Genomic DNA, 20138 nt, shown 5'->3' with positions numbered 1-20138 from the left:
TCACGCCTCCTTCGTCTCGACGGGGCCGGCGGCGGGACCGGCGGGACGGCGGGTACGGCGCAGCGGCGGCTTGGCACCCAGGCTCTTCGGGTCGAGGCCGGACCACTTGTGGCCGTCCGCGAAGAACTTGCGGCGGGCCAGCAGCGTCATCAGCGGCTTGGTGAAGAAGAAGACCACGACGACGTCGAGGACGGTGGTCAGACCCAGCGTGAACGCGAAGCCCTGGACCTTGCCGACGGTGACGATGAACAGCACCGCGGCGGCGAGGAACGACACGAAGTCGGAGACCAGGATGGTGCGCCGGGCGCGCGGCCAGGCCCGCTCGACAGCGGGGCGCAGGGTGCGGCCCTCGCGGATCTCGTCCCGGATGCGTTCGAAGTACACGATGAACGAGTCGGCGGTGATACCGATGGCGACGATCGCACCGCAGACGGCCGGCAGGTTCAGCGCGAAGTTGATGGCCGGGCCGAGCAGCGACATGATCACGTAGGTGAGGGCCGCGGAGACGAGCAGCGAGGCGATCGCGATCATCGACAGGCCGCGGTAGTAGGCCACCAGGTAGATCACGACCAGGGCCAGGCCGATCGCGCCGGCGAGGAGGCCGGCGTGCAGCTGCTCACCGCCGAGGGCCGCGGTCACCGTGGTCACACTCTGCTCCTTGAAGGAGAGCGGGAGCGCGCCGTACGACAGCATGTTGGCGAGGTTCTGGGCCTCTTCCTGCGTGAAGCTGCCGGAGATCTGGGCCTGGCCGCCGGTGATGGCCGTCCTGACGGTCGGGCTGGAGACGACCTCGCCGTCGAGGACGATGCCGAACTCGTTCTGCGGCGGGGACGGGTTCTTCGCGAGCTCGCCGGTGACGTCGCCGAACTTCTTCGCGCCCTTGCCGGTGAAGGTCATGTTGACCTGCCAGCCGGCGGCCGTCTGGGTGTCGAAGACCGCCGAGGCCTTCTTCACCTCGGTGCCGTCGACGGCGGCCGGGCCGAGCACGTACTTGTACCAGACCTTGTCGACCTGACCGCAGGCCACGGTCGGGTCGCCCGGCTTGGCGTTCTTGCCGGCGGTGGCGCGGGCCGACTCCTTGGAGCAGTCCAGCGCGGCGTACTCGGCCTGGAGCTTGGCGGTGGCGTCGTTGCCGGCGCCGCCGCTCGCCGAGGCGGAGGGGCTGGGAGAGGACTTGCCACTGGCCGACGCGGACGCCGACGGGGTGGAGTCGGCCTTCAGGGCGTCGGTGACGGAGCGGCCCTGCGAGGTGGCGGAGGCCGACGGGGAGGGCGATGCGGAGGAGGACGCCTTCTCCTTCGGAGAGGCGCTGGTGGAGGGGCTCGGGGACGCGCTGGACGAGCCGCTCGCGGAGGGGCTCGGCGAGGGGTTCGCCGCCGAACCGGTCGCGTCCTGGGCGAGGACCGGACGGAAGTACAGCTTCGCGGTGGTGCCGACCTGGTCCCGGGCTTCCTTGGAGTTGGTGCCCTTGGGGATGTTCACGATGATGTTGCGGTCGCCCTGGGTCTGCACCTCCGCCTCGGAGACGCCCAGGCCGTTGACACGGCGGTTCATGATCTCGACCGCGGTGTCCATGTTGGCCTTGTTGATCGCGGACCCCTGGTCGGCCTTCGCCTCCAGCGTGATGCTGGTACCACCGGCGAGGTCGATGCCGAGACGCGGAGTCGTGTGCCCGGCGGCGAACATGCCGCCGGTGAGCGCCGCGATGGCGATCAGGATCAGGGCCAGTGAGCGCCCTGGTTTGCTCTGGGCGCTCGCGCTCCGGCCCTTCTTGGGTGCTGCCACCTTCTCGTACTCCCTCTCGGGCCGCCCGGCGCCGGGTCAGCGCGGTGGCGGCCATGACATGGTGTCGGGATCCCCTGCGGGAGGCACGTCATGGGGCGCGCGAAACCGGCCCGCGCGCCCCGGGACATGACTACTTCGCTTCGGAGTCGCCGTCGGTCTTCTTCGGCTCTTCGTCGGCCTTGGCCTCGGCGGGCGTCTCCTCGGCCTTGTCCTTCTTGCCGAGGTCGACGGACTTGTCGTCGGAGGCGGCGGCAGCTTCGTCGGCGGAGCCGTCGGTCTCGGTGAGGGAGGAGGCGTCGTCCGGGACGAGGTCGGTGTCGGACTTCAGGTCGTGCTCGACGCCGTGGACGATGCGGTTGTACTCGTCGTCGGTCAGCACGGCGCCGATGGCGTTCTTCGCGAACAGCAGTTCCACACCCGGGCCGGCGTCGACGAGGACCGTGTCCTCGTTGACTTCCTTCACCGTCGCGTACATGCCCCCGATGGTGCGGATTCCGCTGCCGGGCTGCATCTGGTTGCGCATGTCGGCGGCCTGCTGCTGCTTCTTCTTCGCCGACCGGGTCATCAGGAACATGGCCCCGATGAGCACGATGAACGGGAGGAGGGTCACGAGACTCACGGGTCGGTACTTCCTTCACGTGACCGCGATGATGAGCGGCCTGATGGTTGGGGGTGTGGGTGCCGCCGACAAAGGCGGCATCGGCGGAGTCTAAGCGAGTCCGCGTGCAAGGAACAACGCTCAGCACGGCACCCGGGTTCCTGACCCGGCCAATGTCCCGACGATGTCCTGACCACTGTACGGCCAGGTGCTTTGCCGGCGGCGGAAGCCGTCACGTCCCGAACAGGTCCTGTTGTCCGTTTCCGGCGGCGGCGGAGCGGGGCGGGGTGAGGCCGAGATGCGCCCATGCGGCCGGGGTCGCCACCCGTCCGCGCGGCGTACGGGCCAGTAGGCCCTCCCGGACCAGGAAGGGCTCGGCGACCTCCTCGACGGTCTCGCGCTCCTCCCCCACCGCGACGGCCAGCGTCGACAGGCCGACCGGGCCGCCGCCGAACAGTTTCAGCAGGGCCTCCAGCACGGCGCGGTCCAGACGGTCGAGCCCTCGGGCGTCGACCTCGTAGACGGCGAGGGCGGCTCCCGCGATCTCAGGCGTGATGACGCCGTCGGCCTTGACCTGGGCGTAGTCGCGCACCCGGCGCAGCAGGCGGTTGGCGATGCGGGGCGTGCCGCGCGAGCGGCCGGCGATCTCGGCGGCGCCGTCGGTGTCGATCTCGACGTCGAGGAGGTTGGCCGAGCGGTGGATGACGCGCTGGAGTTCGGCGGGTTCGTAGAACTCCATGTGGGCGGTGAAGCCGAAGCGGTCGCGCAGCGGGGGCGGCAGCAGGCCCGCGCGGGTGGTGGCGCCGACCAGGGTGAAGGGGGGCAGTTCGAGGGGGATGGCCGTGGCGCCGGGGCCCTTGCCGACGATGACGTCGACGCGGAAGTCCTCCATCGCCATGTAGAGCATCTCCTCGGCGGGCCGCGACATGCGGTGGATCTCGTCGAGGAAGAGGACCTCGCCCTCCTGGAGGGAGGACAGGATCGCCGCGAGGTCGCCGGCGTGCTGGATGGCGGGGCCGGAGGTGATGCGGATCGGGGCGCCCATCTCCGCCGCGATGATCATCGACAGGGTGGTCTTGCCGAGGCCCGGGGCGCCGGAGAGCAGCACGTGGTCGGCGGTGGCGCCGCGCGCGCGTGCGGCGCGCAGGACGAGGTCGAGCTGTTCGCGGACCTTCTCCTGGCCGATGAACTCGTCCAGGTCCTTGGGGCGCAGGGCGGCCTCCACGGCCTGGTCCTCGCCGTCGGCGGACGCGCCGACCAGCCGCTCGGGGGCGGAGGTGTCGGTCGTGTCGTCCCAGTTCATTGCGTATGCCTCGGGGGTCGGGGGGTCAGCGGGCGCGGTTCAGGGTCTGCAGGGCCGCCTTCAGGAGCTGCCCGACCTGGGGCGTTCCCTCTGCGGCCTCGGCCTGCGGGGCCACGGCGGTCACGGCCTCGTCGGCCTCGCGGGTCGCGTACCCCAGCCCGATCAGTGCCGCGTGCAGCTGGTCGCGCCAGCCCTGTGTGACCGGGGCGCCGATCGCGGGCGCGCCGAGGGGCTCGCCCAGGCGGTCCTTCAGTTCCAGGAGCAGCTTCTGGGCGCCCTTCTTGCCGATGCCGGGGACGGCGGTCAGCGCCTTTTCGTCACCGGTGGCCACGGCCCGGCGCAACGCGTCCGGCGAGTGCACCGCCAGCATCGCCTGGGCCAGGCGGGGGCCGACGCCGCTCGCGGTCTGGAGCAGTTCGAAGGTCTGCCGCTCGTCGTCGTCGGCGAAGCCGTACAGGGTCAGCGAGTCCTCGCGGACGACCAGGGAGGTGGCGAGCTTGGTCTGCTGTCCCTTGCGCAGCCCGGAGAGGGTGTTGGGCGTGCACTGGACGGCGATGCCGATCCCGCCCACCTCGACCACCGCGGAGTCGGGGGCGAGGGCGGCGACCGGGCCGCTGACGAAGGCGATCATGCCGTACGGCCTTTCGATGGGAGCGTTGCTTTGCCGGCGTGCAGGGCGACGGCCTGCTGGAGTCGGTTCTGGGCGGGTGCGCGCCAGATGTGGCAGATGGCGAGCGCGAGGGCGTCGGCGGCGTCGGCGGGCTTCGGGGGCGCGTCGAGCCTCAGCAGGCGGGTGACCATGGCACCGACCTGGGCCTTGTCGGCGCGGCCGCTGCCGGTGACGGCGGCCTTGACCTCGCTGGGTGTGTGCAGGGCGACGGGGATGCCGCGGCGGGCGGCACAGAGCATGGCGACGGCGCTGGCCTGGGCGGTGCCCATGACCGTACGCACGTTGTGCTGGCTGAACACCCGCTCCACGGCGACGAATTCGGGCCGGTGCTCGTCCAGCCACTGTTCTATGCCCTGCTCCACGGCGACGAGACGCTGCCCCAGCTCGGCGTCCGCCGGCGTGCGGACGACACCGACGCCGAGCATGCTGAGCGGCCGCCCGGCGACCCCCTCGACGACGCCGACACCGCACCGCGTCAGACCGGGGTCCACCCCGAGTACGCGCACCGCGCCCCCTCCCGCTCGATCACCTGTTTGTGCAGGCTATCGGGTCCCACTGACAACGCCTGACATGGCGACGGGCCGACGGGTGTGTCCCGTCGGCCCGTTCGCGGTGCGAGCGTGGGCTCAGGCGTCCACCTTCGCCATGACCTCGTCGCTGACGTCGAAGTTGGCGAAGACGTTCTGGACGTCGTCGCTGTCCTCGAGCGCGTCGATCAGCTTGAAGATCTTCTTGGCGCCCTCCTCGTCCAGCTCGACCTGCATGGTCGGGACGAAGTTGGCCTCGGCGGAGTCGTAGTCGATCCCGGCGTCCTGCAGCGCGGTGCGGACCGCGACGAGGTCGGTGGCCTCGCTGAGCACCTCGAAGGACTCGCCGAGGTCGTTGACTTCCTCGGCACCCGCGTCCAGGACGGCGCCGAGGACGTCGTCCTCGGTCAGCTCGCCCTTGGGGACGATGACGACGCCCTTGCGGTTGAAGAGGTACGACACGGAGCCCGGGTCGGCCATGGAGCCGCCGTTGCGGGTCATCGCGACGCGGACCTCGGAGGCGGCGCGGTTGCGGTTGTCGGTGAGGCACTCGATGAGCACCGCGACACCGTTCGGCCCGTAACCCTCGTACATGATCGTCTCGTAGTCGGCACCGCCGGCCTCGAGTCCGCCTCCGCGCTTGACCGCGGAGTCGATGTTCTTGTTCGGGACCGACTGCTTCTTCGCCTTCTGGATGGCGTCGTAGAGAGTCGGGTTGCCCTCGATGTCGACACCGCCCATGCGGGCCGCGACCTCGATGTTCTTGATCAGCTTCGCGAAGAGCTTGCCGCGCTTGGCATCGATGACGGCCTTCTTGTGCTTCGTCGTGGCCCATTTAGAGTGGCCGGACATCTGCCTGTCTCCTTCGCGTAACCCATCTCAGTACCGAACCCCAGAGATCCTACAAGGACTCCGGCCCACGGTTGGCGCGCACCATGTCGACGAACAGGGAGTGCACGCGGTGGTCGCCGGTCAGCTCCGGGTGGAACGACGTGGCCAGCGCGTTGCCCTGACGGACCGCGACGATGTGGCCCTCGTGCTCGGCGAGCACCTCGGCCCCGGCACCGACGGACTCGACCCAGGGGGCGCGGATGAAGACGCCCTCCACGGGGGCGCCCTCGACTCCCCTGACCTCGACCGCCGCCTCGAAGGACTCGTTCTGCCGTCCGAAGGCGTTGCGGCGCACGATCATGTCGATGCCGCCGACGGTCTCCTGGCCCGAGCGCGGGTCGAGGATCTTGTCGGCCAGCATGATCATGCCCGCGCAGGTGCCGTAGACCGGCATGCCGGCCCGCACGCGCGCGCGGAGGGGTTCCATCACTCCGAAGAGGATGGCCAGCTTGGAGATCGTGGTGGACTCACCGCCGGGCAGGACGAGTCCGTCGACCTCGGCGAGCTCTTCGGGGCGCCGCACCGGCCTGGCCACGGCGTCGGCCGCGGCCAGGGCGACGAGGTGCTCCCGTACGTCGCCCTGGAGGGCCAGGACGCCGATGACGGGGGTGTCGCTCATGGGTGCTTACCAGCCCCGGTTCGCGTAGCGCTCGGTCTCGGGCAGGGTGTCGCAGTTGATGCCGACCATGGCCTCGCCCAGGTTGCGGGAGGCGTCCGCGATGATCTTCGGGTCGTCGTAGAAGGTGGTCGCCTTGACGATGGCGGCGGCGCGCTTGGCCGGGTCGCCGGACTTGAAGATGCCGGAGCCGACGAAGACGCCCTCGGCGCCGAGCTGCCGCATCAGGGCGGCGTCGGCCGGGGTGGCGACACCACCGGCGGAGAACAGCACCACCGGGAGCTTGCCCAGCTCGGCGACCTCCCTGACCAGCTCGTACGGGGCGCGCAGCTCCTTGGCGGCGGCGTACAGCTCGTTGTTGTCGAAGCCGCGCAGCTTGGCGATCTCGTTCTTGATCTGGCGCAGGTGACGGACGGCCTCGACGACGTTGCCGGTGCCGGCCTCGCCCTTGGAGCGGATCATCGCGGCGCCCTCGGCGATACGGCGCAGGGCCTCGCCCAGGTTGGTGGCGCCGCAGACGAAGGGGGTCGTGAAGGCCCACTTGTCGGAGTGGTTGACCTCGTCGGCCGGGGTGAGGACCTCGGACTCGTCGATGTAGTCGACGCCGAGGGACTGCAGGACCTGGGCCTCGACGAAGTGGCCGATGCGGGACTTGGCCATGACCGGGATCGAGACGGCCTCGATGATGCCCTCGATCATGTCCGGGTCGGACATACGGGCCACGCCGCCGTCCTTGCGGATGTCGGCCGGGACCCGCTCCAGGGCCATGACGGCGACGGCGCCCGCGTCCTCGGCGATCTTCGCCTGCTCCGGCGTGACGACGTCCATGATGACGCCGCCCTTGAGCTGCTCGGCCATGCCGCGCTTCACGCGCGCGGTGCCGGTCTCGGGAGTCTGGTTGTCGGAGAGCGTGCTGGACACGGGTTGACCTCGCTCGGTGGAAGAGGGCTTGTGCAAACACCGAGGAAACGTGAGGGGAGCAGGCCACAGCAAGGGCCAATGGTGACCCGGTGGATCGTTTTTCGGCCGTGGGCGCCTGGCGCGGCTGCGGCCCCGGGCTAGGCGGCCCGTTCCGCCAGCGCCGTCGGGGGCTCGTCGTCCATCTCGAAGGCCAGCGGGAACGGGGCGTGACCGGCCAGCCGGAACCAGCGCACCTTGCGGTGCTCCCGCAGCCTGCGGGCCGCCCCCACCGCGTCGTTGTGGAAGCGCCGGGCCATCGGGACGCGCCTCACGGCCTCCGTGAGCTCGCGGGCCGCCGCCTCTCCGCCCGGGGCCTCGCGGACCACCTCCACCTGCTGCCGATCGGCGAACACCGCGCGCAGTGCCTGGCTCAGCTCGCTCTCGGCGACCTCCCGCTGCTCCTCCTCGGCCTGCCGGGCGGCGTGCGCCGCCTCGTACAGCACGATCGAGGCGGCCGGGTCGAGCACCCCCGAGGTGGCCAATTCCTGCGCCACGGAGGCCCGGCGCAGCAGTTGCGCGTCCAGGGATGCACGGGCGGCGTCGATCCGGGCGTGCAGCCGGTCCAGTCGCCCCGCCGTCCAGCTGAGGTACAGGCCGATCGCGGCGAGGACGACGAGGATCCAGATGAGGGTTGCGGTCACGGGCCGCAAGGCTACCGGGGCGCTCCGCCGGGGTGGCCGTGGGTTGTGCGGGGCGTTGGTGCCGGGCCTGCTGGGGGCTGCCGCCCCCAGGCCCCCGCTTCGGCCTGGACGGCCTCGTCCTCAAGCGCCGGACGGGCTGGATGTGCCTGACGTCGGCTGAAAAAGCACCGTCAGCCCTTGATCCTCGGTCCCGTCAGCCCTGGATCCTCAGTCCCTCGCCAGCCGAACCGGCCCCGCAGGCCCGGTGTGCGGTCGTCGTCCGCCGCTGCCACCGCTGCCGCTCCGGCCGTCACTGTCTCGTACACCGAGAGGATGTCCGCTCCGACCGTCGACCAGTCGAAGCGTCGTACGTGGGCGCTCCCCCGTTCGCGCAGTTCGGCACGCCTCTCCGGGTCCCCGAGCAGCCTTACCGCCGCCGCGGCCAGGGCGTTCGCGTCCTCGTTGGTGAAGAGTTCACCGGCGGCGCCCTGATCGAGGACCTGGGCGAAGGCGTCGAGGTCGGAGGCGAGGACGGGGGCGCCGGCTGACATGGCCTCGACGAGGATGATGCCGAAGCTCTCGCCGCCGGTGTTGGGCGCCACGTAGAGGTCGACGCTGCGCAGGAAGCGGGCCTTGTCCTCGTCGCTGATCATGCCGAGGAACTCCACGCGGGGGCGGAGTTCGGCGGGGAGGGACTCGACGGCCTCCTCCTCGTCTCCGCGTCCGGCGACCAGGAGGCGGGTCTGCGGGCGCTCGGCGAGGATGCGGGGCAGGGCCCGCATCAGCACGGGCAGGCCCTTGCGGGGCTCGTCGATGCGGCCGATGAAGCCGATGGTGTCGCCCTGCCACTCGGGCTTGGGCTCGGCCCGGGCGAAGAAGTCGACGTCCACGCCGTTCGGGATGACGACCGCGTCGCCGCCGAGGTGCTCGACCAGGGTGCGGCGCGCGTACTCGCTCACCGCGATCCGGGCGTTGATCTTCTCCAGGGCCGCCTGGAGGATGGCGTACGCGGCGATCATGGCGCGCGAGCGCGGGTTGGACGTGTGGAAGGTGGCCACGATCGGCCCCTGGGCCGCCCAGCAGGTCAGCAGGCCGAGGGACGGCGACGTCGGCTCGTGGATGTGGATCACGTCGAACTTGCCGTCGTGCAGCCAGCGCCGCACCCGCGCGGCGCTCAGGAAACCGAAGTTCAGGCGGGCCACCGAGCCGTTGTAGGGCACCGGCACGGCCCGGCCGGCGGAGACGACGTAGGGCGGGAGGGGGGTGTCGTCGTCGGCGGGGGCGAGGACGGACACCTCGTGGCCGAGGCGGATGAAGTACTCGGCGAGGTCGCGGATGTGGAACTGGACGCCGCCCGGCACGTCCCAGGAGTACGGGCAGACGATGCCGATTCTCACGCGGCCCCTCCGGGAGAAGCGGCTCCGCCGGGAGAAGACGCGGGGTCGAGATCAGCGAGCCACAAGCGCTGCAGCATGTGCCAGTCCTCCGGATGGTCGGCGATCCCCGTGGCGAAGGCGTCTGCCAGCGCCTGTGTCATGACAGACGTCTTCTCGGCCCGGTTACCTGCCTCGGGTACCTCGATCGGGGGGTGCACACGACCCTGCATGACGGGCGAGTCGTCGTACCAGAGCGTGACGGGGAGCAGGAGCGCCCCCGTCTGCTGGGCGAGGAGGGCGGGGCCCGCGGGCATCCGGGCCGTCTCGCCGAAGAACTTCACCTCTACGCCCGAGGCGGACAGGTCACGGTCGGCGACCAGGCAGACCAGGCCGCCGGCCCGCAGCCGCTGGGCCAGCGTGCCGAAGGCGGTGCCGCCGCTGTGCGGGAGGACCTCCATGCCCAGGCCCTCGCGGTAGGCGACGAAACGGTCGTACAGGGTCTCCGGCTTCAGGCGTTCGGCGACCGTCGTGAAGGGGGTCTCCAGCTTGGTGGTGACCCAGGCGCCGGCGAGATCCCAGTTGGCCAGGTGCGGCAGCGCGAGGATCACTCCCCGGCCGGAGGCGAGGCCATCCGTCAGGTGGTGCAGGTCCTTCGGCTCGAAGCCACCCTTGACGCGCTCGGCGCTCCAGGCCGGGAGCCGGAAGGACTCCATCCAGTAGCGCAGATAGGAGCGCATGCCCGCGCGGGAGAGTTCGGCGAGACGCTCGGGGCCCGCGTCGGGCACCACGCGCGCGTAGTTGCTCTCCAGCCGTCGTACGCCCTTGCCGCGCCGTTTCCAGGCGAGGTCGGCGATGGACTGGCCGAGCCGTACGGCGACCGGCTCGGGGAGCTTCTTGACCATGCCCCAGCCGGCGCCGTACAGGGCGTCGGTGAGCCGATCCTTCGCGCTCACTTCGCTGCCTCGCTCCCCCGGGACGCGTTCCCCCGGGACGCGTTCCCCTGGGACGAGTTCTCCTCGGCGGCCGCCGCGGCCTCCGCCTCGGCCGACTCGCGACGGACCGTGACGACCCGCTGGATCAGCGTGACCAGGCTGCCGACGGCGACGATCCACAGGGCGATCGGCAGCAGGTACTGGATGCCGGGTACCCCGAACTTGTGCAGACCCGCGAAGCCGGCCGCGACCAGCGAGATCACCAGGCGCTCGGCGCGCTCGACGAGGCCGTTGACGGCGACCGGCAGGCCGATCGACTCGCCCCGGGCCTTGGTGTACGACACCACCTGGCCGCTGGCCAGGCAGAAGATCGAGACGGCGCACAGGACGAGGTCGTCGCCCCCACCGGCGTACCAGAGGATGAAGCCGCCGAAGATGGCGCCGTCGGCGACCCGGTCCAGGGTGGAGTCGAGGAAGGCGCCCCAGCGGCTGGAGCGGCCGAGCTGACGGGCCATGTTGCCGTCGACCAGGTCGGAGAAGACGAAGAGCGTGATCACGACCGTGCCCCAGAAGAACTCGCCCTGGGGGTAGAAGACCAGCGCCCCCGCCATCACGCCTGCGGTACCGATGAGCGTGACGGCGTCGGGGCTGACGCCCCGCCGGATGAGAAACGCGGCGAACGGTGTGAGGACACGCGTGAAGAATGCACGCGCGTACTTGTTCAGCATGGCCTTCCCGACGGTCGGTGTCGCCGGTCGGCCCCTGCTGGCCCCCGGCTGGCCCATCGTAGCCACGAGCCCGCGCCTGCGGCCGTCGGGCACCCGGAGCCCCGGGTCACGGCCTGACGGCATCCGGGTCACGGCGCGATCGCGTCCTTCGTATGGACGCACCGTGACGACAGTGGAAAGCTCGAAGGACCGCGGGCGTCACCGGAGCCGCCAATCGCACGCGGGTCCGCATGTCCGCGCCCACAGTGACCTCACCGTGCACGGGAGGCAGGATCATGGGCGACAAGGCGAACGCACACCCCGGAGCCGCCGGCAGGGCTACGGCGGCCGACCACCCCGCGTCCGTACGGAATGTGGTGCTGGTCGGCCACAGCGGATCGGGCAAGACGACTCTGGTGGAGGCTCTCGCGCTCACGGCGGGAGCGGTGAACCGGGCGGGCCGCGTGGAGGACGGCGGCACCGTCTCCGACTACGACGACATCGAGCACCGCCAGCAGCGGTCGGTGCAGCTGTCCCTGGTGCCCGTCGAATGGGACGGCATCAAGATCAACCTTCTGGACACCCCCGGATACGCCGACTTCGTCGGCGAGCTCAGGGCAGGTCTGCGCGCCGCGGACGCCGCCCTCTTCGTCGTCTCGGCGTCGGACGGCGTGGACGGCTCGACCCGCATGGTGTGGGAGGAGTGCGCGGCCGTCGGCATGCCCCGCGCGATCGTCGTCACGCACCTGGAGTCCGCCCGCGCGGACTTCGAGGACATGACACGGCACTGCGCCGAGGCCTTCGGCGGCGACGACCCCGACGCCGTGCTGCCCCTGTACCTGCCGCTGCGCGGCCCCCAGGGACCCGACGGGCACGCGCCCGTGACCGGCCTGACCGGGCTGCTGTCGCAGAAGCTGTTCGACTACTCCTCCGGTGAGCGCAAGGAGTCCGAACCCGGCGAGGACCAGCTGCCCGGCATCGAGGAGGCCCGCAACCGGCTCATCGAGGGGATCATCGCCGAGAGCGAGGACGAGACCCTCATGGACCGCTACCTCGGCGGCGAGCAGATCGACTTCAGGACGCTCGTGGAGGACCTGGAGCGGGCCGTCGCGCGCGGCACGTTCTTCCCGGTCCTGGCCGCCGCCCCCGCGGCCGACGGCGCCCGCCAGGGCCTCGGCACGGTCGAGGTGCTCGAACTGGTCACCAGGGGCTTCCCGACCCCCCTGGAACGCGAGGCTCCCCAGGTCACCACCGTCGACGGCAAGCCGCGCGAGCTGAAGCTCTGCGACCCCGAGGGACCGCTCGTCGCGGAGGTCGTGAAGACCTCCTCCGACCCGTACGTCGGCCGTGTCTCGCTCGTCCGCGTCTTCTCCGGCACCCTGCACTCCGACGAGACGGTCCACGTCTCCGGGCACGGTCTGGCCGACCGCGGCCACGAGGACCACGACGTCGACGAACGCATCGGCGCCCTGTCCGCGCCCTTCGGCAAACAGCAGCGACCGCTGACCCACTGCATCGCGGGCGACCTGGCGTGCGTGGCGAAGCTGGGCCGCGCGGAGACCGGCGACACCCTCTCCGGCAAGGACGACCCGCTCCTGATGGAGCCCTGGCAGATGCCCGACCCGCTGCTCCCGCTCGCCATCCAGGCGCACAGCAAACCGGACGAGGACAAACTCTCCCAGGGCCTGAGCCGGCTGGTCGCCGAGGACCCGACGATGCGGCTCGAACAGAACCAGCACACCCACCAGGTGGTCCTGTGGTGCCTCGGCGAGGCGCACGCGGACGTCGCCCTGGAACGGCTGCGCAGCCGCTACGGCGTCCAGGTCGACGTCGTCCCGCACAAGGTCTCCCTCCGGGAGACGTTCGCGGGCCCGTCCGCCGGACGCGGCCGGCACGTCAAACAGTCCGGCGGGCACGGCCAGTACGCCATCTGCGAGATCGAGGTGGAGCCGCTGCCGGGCGGCTCGGGCATCGAGTTCGTGGACAAGGTCGTCGGCGGCGCGGTGCCGCGGCAGTTCATCCCGTCGGTCGAGAAGGGCGTAAGGGCCCAGGCGGCCAGGGGAGTTGCCGCGGGCTACCCGCTGGTCGACGTGCGGATCACGCTCCTTGACGGCAAGGCGCACTCCGTGGACTCCTCCGACGCCGCGTTCCAGACGGCCGGCGCGCTCGCGCTGCGGGAGGCGGCGGCCGACGCGAGGATCCATCTGCTGGAGCCGGTCGCCGAGGTGAGCGTCCTCGTCGGGGACGACTACGTGGGCGCCGTGATGAGCGACCTGTCCGGGCGGCGCGGCCGGGTGCTCGGCACCGAGCAGACCAGCGGCGCACGCACCCTGATCCGCGCCGAGGTGCCGGAGATCGAGATCGGCCGGTACGCCGTCGACCTGCGCTCCCTCTCGCACGGCACCGCCCGCTTCAACCGCGCGTACGCACGGCACGAGCCGATGCCGCCGCAGGTCGCGGAACGACTCCGGGGCGAGGAACGCGCCGCCTCGTAGGGAGTTCGGAGGGGGCAGTACGGTGGCGCGCGCCGCTTCGTCAAGAAGGGGCGCGCGCCGTCTCGTGGTTGGCGCCCGGCGCGCGCAAGTCGCCCGCGGGGAACGCTTCCTTCCGTCTCTGCCAACGGCTTGGACCGCCCGCAGACGGATGTCGGTGCCTGCGGATACGCTGATGACCTGATCAACAGGTGTGCGGAGCACGGAAGTCGGGAAGGCCGCAGGAGCGAGCATGGCGGCGATCGGGGGCGGTAATGACCGTTGACGGCGGTTACGCGGACATCTTCGGACCTCAGGTGCCGCGTACGGGCGACGAGGGGCAGACGGCGACCTTCGCGCTGGCCTCGGCGGCCTACCGGGACAGCCCCGTCGAGGAGATCAAGAAGGCCGACAACGAGTGGCACCAGTCGGCCGTGAGCCCCGGCCGCAAATGGGGCTCGATCTTCCGGCCCAACCTCGGCGAGGCCTTCTCGGGCGCGGTGGTGGGCCGGATGCTGGGCAGCGGCCGCAAACCGCTCATCCAGTCCTTCGGCACCGAGCCCCAGGTGGTGGTCGAGCACTGCCTAGCGGCCAACAACATCCGCCGCGACCGCGACAACAGGCTCATCGTCGTCATCGTGCTGTGCGGACTGCTGTTCCTGCCCGGATTCCTGGTCTGGCTGCTCGTGTTCACCGCGCGCACCCAGATCGACCGGCGCGACGACAAGCGGGCCTCCGCGCTCGGCACCACCCTCCTCGTCGCCATGGGCGCGCTCGCCGTGGTCGCCCTGCTCAAGATGCCGTTCACCGGCTTCTGGGCCTGGTACGCGCGCGCGACGGTCGTCATGCCGGTGCTCGGCTGGTTCTGGGCCCGCCAGATCTGCGAGCGCACCGCCAGGGACCTGCGCGAACGCTGGGACAGCCTCCTGTCGGGCAGCAGTGTCGGCGCCAAGGTCCCCGAGGCCGTGCCCACCGGCCCGCGCGAGACCGCCGCCGAGCAACTGCGCCAGTCCCTGGCCAAGCTCAGCGCCGAGCAGCAGTCCAACTCCGTCTTCTACGCCGGTCCCAAGGGCATCCTCGGCATGGGCACCCGCTGGGGCGCCTGGCAGCTCGCCGAGGACCTGGTGCCGGCCGATCCCACGCGGGAGATCCACCCCTTCCGCAGCTGGGACGTCGTGCGCTCCATCCACGACCAGCTGCGCATGCTGGAACGCGGCCCGCTCAACACCGGCGGTTTCCCCAAGCCCTCGATACGGCACTGGATCGTCACGCCGATCGGCGAGGGCGCGAAGGCGGTCTCCCGCCCGGAGGGCACCGACGTCGAGGCCTACCAGGTCAAGTCGCACGCCATACAGGACATCTGCAACAAGCAGCAGTTCGGCGCCGGTGACCGCCACTACCTGGGCGTGCAGTGGACGCTGTGGGACGGCCAGCTCGTCATCACCATGATGATCACCGTGACCGTGCTGCACGCGACCCTGCGCATCGAGGTCACGGGCCACGCGCTCGGCCCGGTGAACTCCCTGTTCACCACCAAGCCGGAGGCGCCGGTAAAGGAGGTCGCCAAGCAGTTCAAGCCGTGGGAGAACCGCACGATCAAGCTCCCGCTGGTCAGCACCAACGAGGTGGTGCGCCTGGCCGTCCGGGCGCCGCTCACCTGGTACCCACCGCTGCTGAACTGGCTCGGCGGCTCCATAGGCCTGCCCGAGCCGTTCGGCCTGCGGCACGCCTGGGCCGACCAGCCCTGGCGGCACCGCTTCATGGCCGACGACGCCCTGCGCGCCGCGACGCCCGTGCTGCGGGTCGTGCACGCGGCGGCGATCAAGGTGCTGGAGGAGAACGGCGTGAACACCGAGAAGTTCGGCACGCGCTCGGCCTTCCTCAGCACGGCGGTGCAGGACGTCTCGCCCAGGAAGGCCGACCTGTACGACGCGTGACGCCCCCTCCCGGACGCGTTACGCGGGCCAGGCCTCCGCCAGCATCTTCCGGGTGTCCGCCAGCAACTGCGGCAGCACCCGGGTGTGGCCGACGACCGGCATGAAGTTCGTGTCGCCGCCCCACCGCGGGACGATGTGCTGGTGGAGGTGGGCGGCGATGCCCGCACCGGCGACCGAGCCCTGGTTCATGCCGATGTTGAACCCGTGCGCGCCGGAGGCCGTGCGCAGCGCCGTCATCGCCTGCTTGGTCAGCTCCGCGAGCTCCGCGGTCTCCGCCTGCGTCAGGTCGGTGTAGTCGGCGACGTGGCGGTACGGCACGGTCATCAGATGACCACCGTTGTACGGGTACAGGTTCAGGACCGCGTACACCTGCTCACCGCGCCTGACGACCAGCCCGTCCTCGTCGGACTTGGCCGGGATGGAGCAGAAGGGGCAGCCGTCGTCGGCACCCGGGCCGGTCGGCTTGTTCTCACCCTGGATGTAGGCCATCCGATGGGGCGTCCACAGACGCTGGAACGCGTCCTGGGTCCCCACTCCCCACTGCTGCTCCGGCTCACTCGTCATGCGTGCAGCATATGGCTTCGCCCGTGCGCGACGTGTCGCCGGGGCGCCCGCGGAACCGCCCCGGGCCGAGCCGGGCCGAGGGCGGCGACAGCCGACGGCTGCGCTGGGAGCGCCGGGTCGGGATCCCGCTCGGGGCGGGCTCGGCCCTCGGGGAGCTGAACTCCCCGAGGGCCCCAAAAACGCTGCTGGTCAGACCTGCGTCCGCTCCTCGACGACGTTCGCGATCTTCTCGATGGCCTCGTCGAAGGGGATGCCGTTCTCCTGCGAGCCGTCGCGGTAACGGAAGGACACCGAACCGTTCGACATGTCCTCGTCGCCCGCGATGACCATGAAGGGCACCTTCTGCTTCTGGGCGTTGCGGATCTTCTTCTGCATGCGGTCGGAGGAGGAGTCCACCTCGACGCGCAGACCCTTCCTCTTCGCCGCGGCGGCGAACTTCTCCAGGTACTCGACGTGCCCGTCGCCGATCGGGATGCCGATCGCCTGCACCGGCGCCAGCCACGCCGGGAACGCGCCGGCGTAGTGCTCCAGGAGCACCGCGAAGAACCGCTCGATCGAGCCGAACAGGGCGCGGTGGATCATGACCGGGCGCTGCTTGGCGCCGTCCGGACCCGTGTACTCCAGGTCGAAGCGCTCCGGCAGGTTGAAGTCGAGCTGGATCGTCGACATCTGCCAGGTCCGGCCGATGGCGTCCTTGGTCTGGACGGAGATCTTCGGCCCGTAGAAGGCGGCGCCACCCGGGTCGGGGACCAGGGGCAGACCCTGCTTCTCGGCCACCTGGCGCAGGGTCTCCGTGGCCTCCTCCCAGACCTCGTCGGAGCCGACGAACTTCTCCGGGTCCTTGGTGGAGAGCTCCAGGTAGAAGTCGGTCAGGCCGTAGTCGCGCAGCAGGCCGAGGACGAAGGTGAGCGTCTTGTCGAGCTCCTCCGACATCTGCTCGCGGGTGCAGTAGATGTGCGCGTCGTCCTGCGTGAACCCGCGGGCCCGGGTCAGGCCGTGCACGACGCCCGACTTCTCGTACCGGTACACCGTCCCGAACTCGAAGAGCCGCAGCGGCAGTTCACGGTACGAACGGCCGCGCGCGTCGAAGATCAGGTTGTGCATCGGGCAGTTCATGGGCTTGAGGTAGTAGTCCACGCCCTCGTCGAGCTGCATGGGCGGGTACATGCCGTCGGCGTACCAGTCCAGGTGGCCCGAGGTCTCGAAGAGCTTCCCCTTCGTCGCGTGCGGGGTGTAGACGAACTCGTAGCCCTCCTCCTCGTGGCGGCGCCGCGAGTAGTCCTCCATGACCCGGCGGACGATGCCGCCCTTGGGGTGGAAGACGGCGAGGCCGGAGCCGATCTGCTCCGGGATGGAGAACAGGTCGAGCTCGCTGCCGAGCTTGCGGTGGTCGCGCTTCTCGGCCTCGGCGAGGAAGTCGAGGTACGCCTTCAGCTCGTCCTTGGTCGGCCAGGCGGTGCCGTAGATGCGCTGGAGCATCGGGTTCTTCTCGCTGCCGCGCCAGTAGGCGGCCGCGTTGCGCATCAGCTTGAACGCCGGGATGTTCCGGGTGGAGGGCAGGTGCGGACCGCGGCAGAGGTCCTTCCAGCACAGGTCGCCGGTCTTGGCGTCCAGGTTGTCGTAGATCGTCAGCTCGCCGGCGCCGACCTCGACGTCCGCGCCGTCGTCGGAGGAGGCCGAGCCCTTGAGGCCGATCAGCTCCAGCTTGTACGGCTCGTCGGCGAGCTCCTCGCGGGCGGCGTCGTCGGTGACGACCCGGCGGGCGAACTTCTGGCCCCGCTTCTGGATCTCCTGCATCTTCTTCTCGATGGCCTTGAGATCCTCGGGCGTGAACGGCTTCGCCACGTCGAAGTCGTAGTAGAAGCCGTCCTTGACGGGAGGGCCGATGCCCAGCTTCGCCTCGGGGAAGAGCTCCTGCACGGCCTGCGCCATGACGTGCGCGGTGGAGTGGCGCAGGATGTTCAGGCCGTCCTCGGAGGAGATCTCGACGCCCTCGACCTCGTCGCCTTCCAGGACCGCGTACGACAGGTCCTTCAGCTCACCGGCCACCCGCGCGGCGATGATCGAGCGCTCGCCGGCGAAGAGGTCCGCGGCCGTAGTGCCCGTCGTCACCGTGCGCTCTTCCCGCTCGGAATCGCGTTGGATGATCACACGGACGTCTGACACCGGTCTCTCCTGACTGAAGGTGGAAGCGCACCCTGAACGTATTGCGTACGCAATAGGGGATCGTACCGACCCCGCACCACCCGAGGCGAAATCACTCCCCTCCGCAGGCCTCCTCGAAGAAGGCCGCGATCTCGGAGTTCTCCTGGACCGACTTCATGAGCCGGTCCCGCTCCGCCTCGTCCACCTGCACCGGTACGACCCCGGTGGCGCCGGTGAGCCTGCGGAAGCCGCCCCTGCGCTCCAGGCGCCCCTGCACCTTCACCGGCAGCCCGACGAGGTGCGCGTGCCCGGCGATCCGGTACGCCTCCTCGTCGAGGGTCAGGCGTATGTACGGCACCTCGGCCCCGGCGAGCACCCGCAGCCTGACGGAGCCCTCGCCGCGCGGCCCCGACCTGCGCATCCGTACCACCGCGCCGGTGATCCGCACCGGTACGGAGGGTTCCTCGCGCAGATAGCGGGCCCCGGCCTCGCGCAGCACGGGGAGGTCGCCGGGTGAGAACTCGACGGGGTCGGCGGTGGCCGCGCAGTCCTCGGGGACCCCGGCGGCGGGCGCCCACTCGACGGCGATCCGGGCGCCCTCGGTGCCGCGCACGAGGGCGATGAGCGCGTCGGTGAGCTCGCGGCTGACGCCGGCCTCGACGGCGCCGTCGAAGGCGTCCATGCCGCCGGTGGCCCGCTGGTAGTCGACGGCCTCGCGGGCGGCGTAGAGGGCCTGGTGGAGACGGACGGCGAGCGGGCGGCCGGTGTCGACGGGCATCAGGGCCGTGAGGCGGCGGCCGCCGGCCGCGGAACCGACGAGGACATCGTCCAGCATCTCGGCGGCGGTGCGCCGGTGGCGCGCGCCGTGGTAGCCCGCACGCGCGCGGGTGGCGAGTGCCCCGGCGAGCAGCATCTGGCGGGCGGCGGCGCGCAGTTGTTCCTCGACGGACCAGGGCGCGGCGCCGGCGGGCCCGTCCGGGGCGTCCCGCCACCAGTGGATCTCGTCGCTCGGCACGGCCAGCGCGACGAGCACCGCGCGCGCGGAGGGCGTGCCGCTGCGGGACAGGGCGAGGAGTGCCTCGCCGAGCAGGTCGTCGCTGTCGGGGAAGGCGCGGCTCTCGGGCACCAGGAGGCTGGTGGCGCTGCCGCCCGGCCCCGGCGGGGTCCAGCGGCCGTAGCGTCCGGCGGCGCCGCCGCGGCGCTGCCAGCCGTGGCGGCGGAGCAGGGTGCTCAGGACGGCGGGGTCGACCTCGCCGGGCTCGGGGGGCCGGTGCCACTGGTCCTCTTCGGGGTGCCCGCTGACCGGCCGGAGTGGTTCGTCGAGGGGGCGGTGGGTCATGGTCTGCCTCCCGTCCCGACCCGCGTCATGATCTCGCACAGGGCCCGGTCGTCGAAGATGCGTGAGGTCGGTATCCGCACGGTGGTCCGGTTCCGGCCGGTGATCGGGTGTCCGGCGAGGTTGACCCAGTAGCAGCAGTGGCGCAGGTCGAGCCGGTCGTGGCCGGCGCGCAGCCACTGGTCCTGGGAGCGGGGGACGATCATCACGACGAGGATCTTGTGCACCGAGACCGGGGTGCGGGCGAGCTTCCTCAGGTGGTCGTTGTCGAGCGTGAAGGAGAAGGTGCGGCCCGCGGGGTTGGGCGGGAGCTGGTACGTGGCCTTCAGCTGCACCTTGATGGTCACCTCGTCGTCGACGGTGTGCCCGGGGGCGCTGTGGCTGACGTGCCAGTCGATGCCGTTGTCCGGGAACGGCTGGGACAGCGAGCAGCCGGCGGCCGCCGCGACGGCGTGCAGGTAGCCCACCTGAAGTGTCTCCATGCAGGCGGTGGTGGCGAGTGTGCCGCGATGAGGGCCCATGCTCTCGGGCAGCAGCCCGCCCCGCTCGGGCTGCGCTATCGCCATGACGGAACAGCCTTTCCAGCCAGGTGAATCCCCGTGTCGGGCCGCTGAACTGCAAAGACCCGTACTCCTGTTGTGTCCTTCCGGCGTACGGCGCAAACAGCCCGGGTATCACCAAACGGGCAGAAGACGGTGCG

Annotated in this window: 18 protein-coding genes; 2 read left to right on the top strand and 16 right to left on the bottom strand. The window is 71.0% G+C overall.

Annotation, left to right across the window (positions count from 1 at the left end; genetic code table 11):
- The 12 genes from secD to pgsA all read right to left on the bottom strand — a co-directional run bounded on the left by secD (window position 1) and on the right by pgsA (window position 11063).
- Window positions 1-1785, bottom strand: coding sequence for a protein translocase subunit SecD (gene secD / locus ACGFNV_RS26585; RefSeq protein ID WP_393625492.1), 1785 nt, complete (start codon window positions 1783-1785; stop codon window positions 1-3).
- 130 nt (window positions 1786-1915) lie between these two features.
- Window positions 1916-2404, bottom strand: coding sequence for a preprotein translocase subunit YajC (gene yajC, locus ACGFNV_RS26580; RefSeq protein WP_393625491.1), 489 nt, complete (start codon window positions 2402-2404; stop codon window positions 1916-1918).
- Between the two features lie 211 nt (window positions 2405-2615).
- Window positions 2616-3686, bottom strand: coding sequence for a Holliday junction branch migration DNA helicase RuvB (gene ruvB, locus ACGFNV_RS26575; protein ID WP_393625490.1), 1071 nt, complete (start codon window positions 3684-3686; stop codon window positions 2616-2618).
- Between the two features lie 25 nt (window positions 3687-3711).
- Window positions 3712-4317, bottom strand: coding sequence for a Holliday junction branch migration protein RuvA (gene ruvA / locus ACGFNV_RS26570; RefSeq protein ID WP_393625489.1), 606 nt, complete (start codon window positions 4315-4317; stop codon window positions 3712-3714).
- The gene (ruvC, locus tag ACGFNV_RS26565) at window positions 4314-4862 is read right to left on the bottom strand and encodes a crossover junction endodeoxyribonuclease RuvC (protein WP_393625488.1); all 549 of its coding nucleotides are present in this window, start codon (window positions 4860-4862) and stop codon (window positions 4314-4316) included. Before ruvC ends, ruvA begins: the two co-directional genes overlap by 4 nt.
- 120 nt (window positions 4863-4982) lie before the next feature.
- Window positions 4983-5735, bottom strand: coding sequence for a YebC/PmpR family DNA-binding transcriptional regulator (locus ACGFNV_RS26560; protein ID WP_133929482.1), 753 nt, complete (start codon window positions 5733-5735; stop codon window positions 4983-4985).
- Window positions 5736-5784: 49 nt separating this feature from the next.
- A complete protein-coding gene (pdxT, locus tag ACGFNV_RS26555) occupies window positions 5785-6393 on the bottom strand; it encodes a pyridoxal 5'-phosphate synthase glutaminase subunit PdxT (RefSeq protein WP_393625487.1) in 609 nt (202 codons plus the stop codon).
- Window positions 6394-6399: 6 nt separating this feature from the next.
- A complete protein-coding gene (gene pdxS / locus ACGFNV_RS26550; RefSeq protein WP_234311763.1) occupies window positions 6400-7248 on the bottom strand; it encodes a pyridoxal 5'-phosphate synthase lyase subunit PdxS in 849 nt (282 codons plus the stop codon).
- Window positions 7249-7448: 200 nt separating this feature from the next.
- Window positions 7449-7991 (bottom strand): hypothetical protein, encoded by a 543-nt coding sequence (locus ACGFNV_RS26545; protein ID WP_393625486.1) that lies wholly within the window; start codon window positions 7989-7991, stop codon window positions 7449-7451.
- 170 nt (window positions 7992-8161) lie between these two features.
- Window positions 8162-9367, bottom strand: coding sequence for a glycosyltransferase family 4 protein (locus ACGFNV_RS26540; RefSeq protein ID WP_393625485.1), 1206 nt, complete (start codon window positions 9365-9367; stop codon window positions 8162-8164).
- Window positions 9364-10299, bottom strand: a complete 936-nt coding sequence (locus ACGFNV_RS26535; protein ID WP_393625484.1) for a phosphatidylinositol mannoside acyltransferase — start codon at window positions 10297-10299, stop codon at window positions 9364-9366. The genes ACGFNV_RS26540 and ACGFNV_RS26535 overlap by 4 nt, the downstream gene beginning before the upstream one ends.
- Complete coding sequence (gene pgsA / locus ACGFNV_RS26530; protein ID WP_393625673.1) at window positions 10296-11063, bottom strand: phosphatidylinositol phosphate synthase; 768 nt, start codon at window positions 11061-11063, stop codon at window positions 10296-10298. Before pgsA ends, ACGFNV_RS26535 begins: the two co-directional genes overlap by 4 nt.
- Before the next feature lie 218 nt (window positions 11064-11281).
- On the opposite strand from pgsA, the gene ACGFNV_RS26525 reads away from it, so the two are divergent.
- Together ACGFNV_RS26525 and ACGFNV_RS26520 are read left to right on the top strand one after the other, a co-directional pair.
- On the top strand, window positions 11282-13480 hold the full coding sequence (locus ACGFNV_RS26525; protein ID WP_393625483.1) for an elongation factor G-like protein EF-G2: 2199 nt from the start codon (window positions 11282-11284) through the stop codon (window positions 13478-13480).
- A gap of 251 nt (window positions 13481-13731) precedes the next feature.
- Window positions 13732-15393, top strand: coding sequence for a hypothetical protein (locus ACGFNV_RS26520; RefSeq protein ID WP_393625482.1), 1662 nt, complete (start codon window positions 13732-13734; stop codon window positions 15391-15393).
- Window positions 15394-15411: 18 nt separating this feature from the next.
- On the opposite strand, the gene ACGFNV_RS26515 is transcribed toward ACGFNV_RS26520, so the two are convergent.
- The 4 genes from ACGFNV_RS26515 to ACGFNV_RS26500 all read right to left on the bottom strand — a co-directional run bounded on the left by ACGFNV_RS26515 (window position 15412) and on the right by ACGFNV_RS26500 (window position 20004).
- Window positions 15412-15957, bottom strand: a complete 546-nt coding sequence (locus tag ACGFNV_RS26515) for an HIT family protein (protein WP_393625481.1) — start codon at window positions 15955-15957, stop codon at window positions 15412-15414.
- Between the two features lie 189 nt (window positions 15958-16146).
- Entirely contained in the window at window positions 16147-18123 is a 1977-nt protein-coding gene (thrS, locus tag ACGFNV_RS26510; protein WP_393625480.1) for a threonine--tRNA ligase, read from the bottom strand.
- Window positions 18124-18214: 91 nt separating this feature from the next.
- The gene (locus ACGFNV_RS26505) at window positions 18215-19441 is read right to left on the bottom strand and encodes a hypothetical protein (RefSeq protein ID WP_393625479.1); all 1227 of its coding nucleotides are present in this window, start codon (window positions 19439-19441) and stop codon (window positions 18215-18217) included.
- Window positions 19438-20004, bottom strand: coding sequence for a DUF4365 domain-containing protein (locus ACGFNV_RS26500; RefSeq protein WP_393625478.1), 567 nt, complete (start codon window positions 20002-20004; stop codon window positions 19438-19440). The genes ACGFNV_RS26505 and ACGFNV_RS26500 overlap by 4 nt, the downstream gene beginning before the upstream one ends.
- Window positions 20005-20138 lie beyond the last annotated feature (134 nt).

It is taken from the genome of Streptomyces sp. NPDC048751 (assembly GCF_043198595.1).
Taxonomy (GTDB): domain Bacteria; phylum Actinomycetota; class Actinomycetes; order Streptomycetales; family Streptomycetaceae; genus Streptomyces.
Note: the sequence above shows the minus strand (reverse complement) of the source record. Positions and strands in the feature narration are given on the sequence as shown.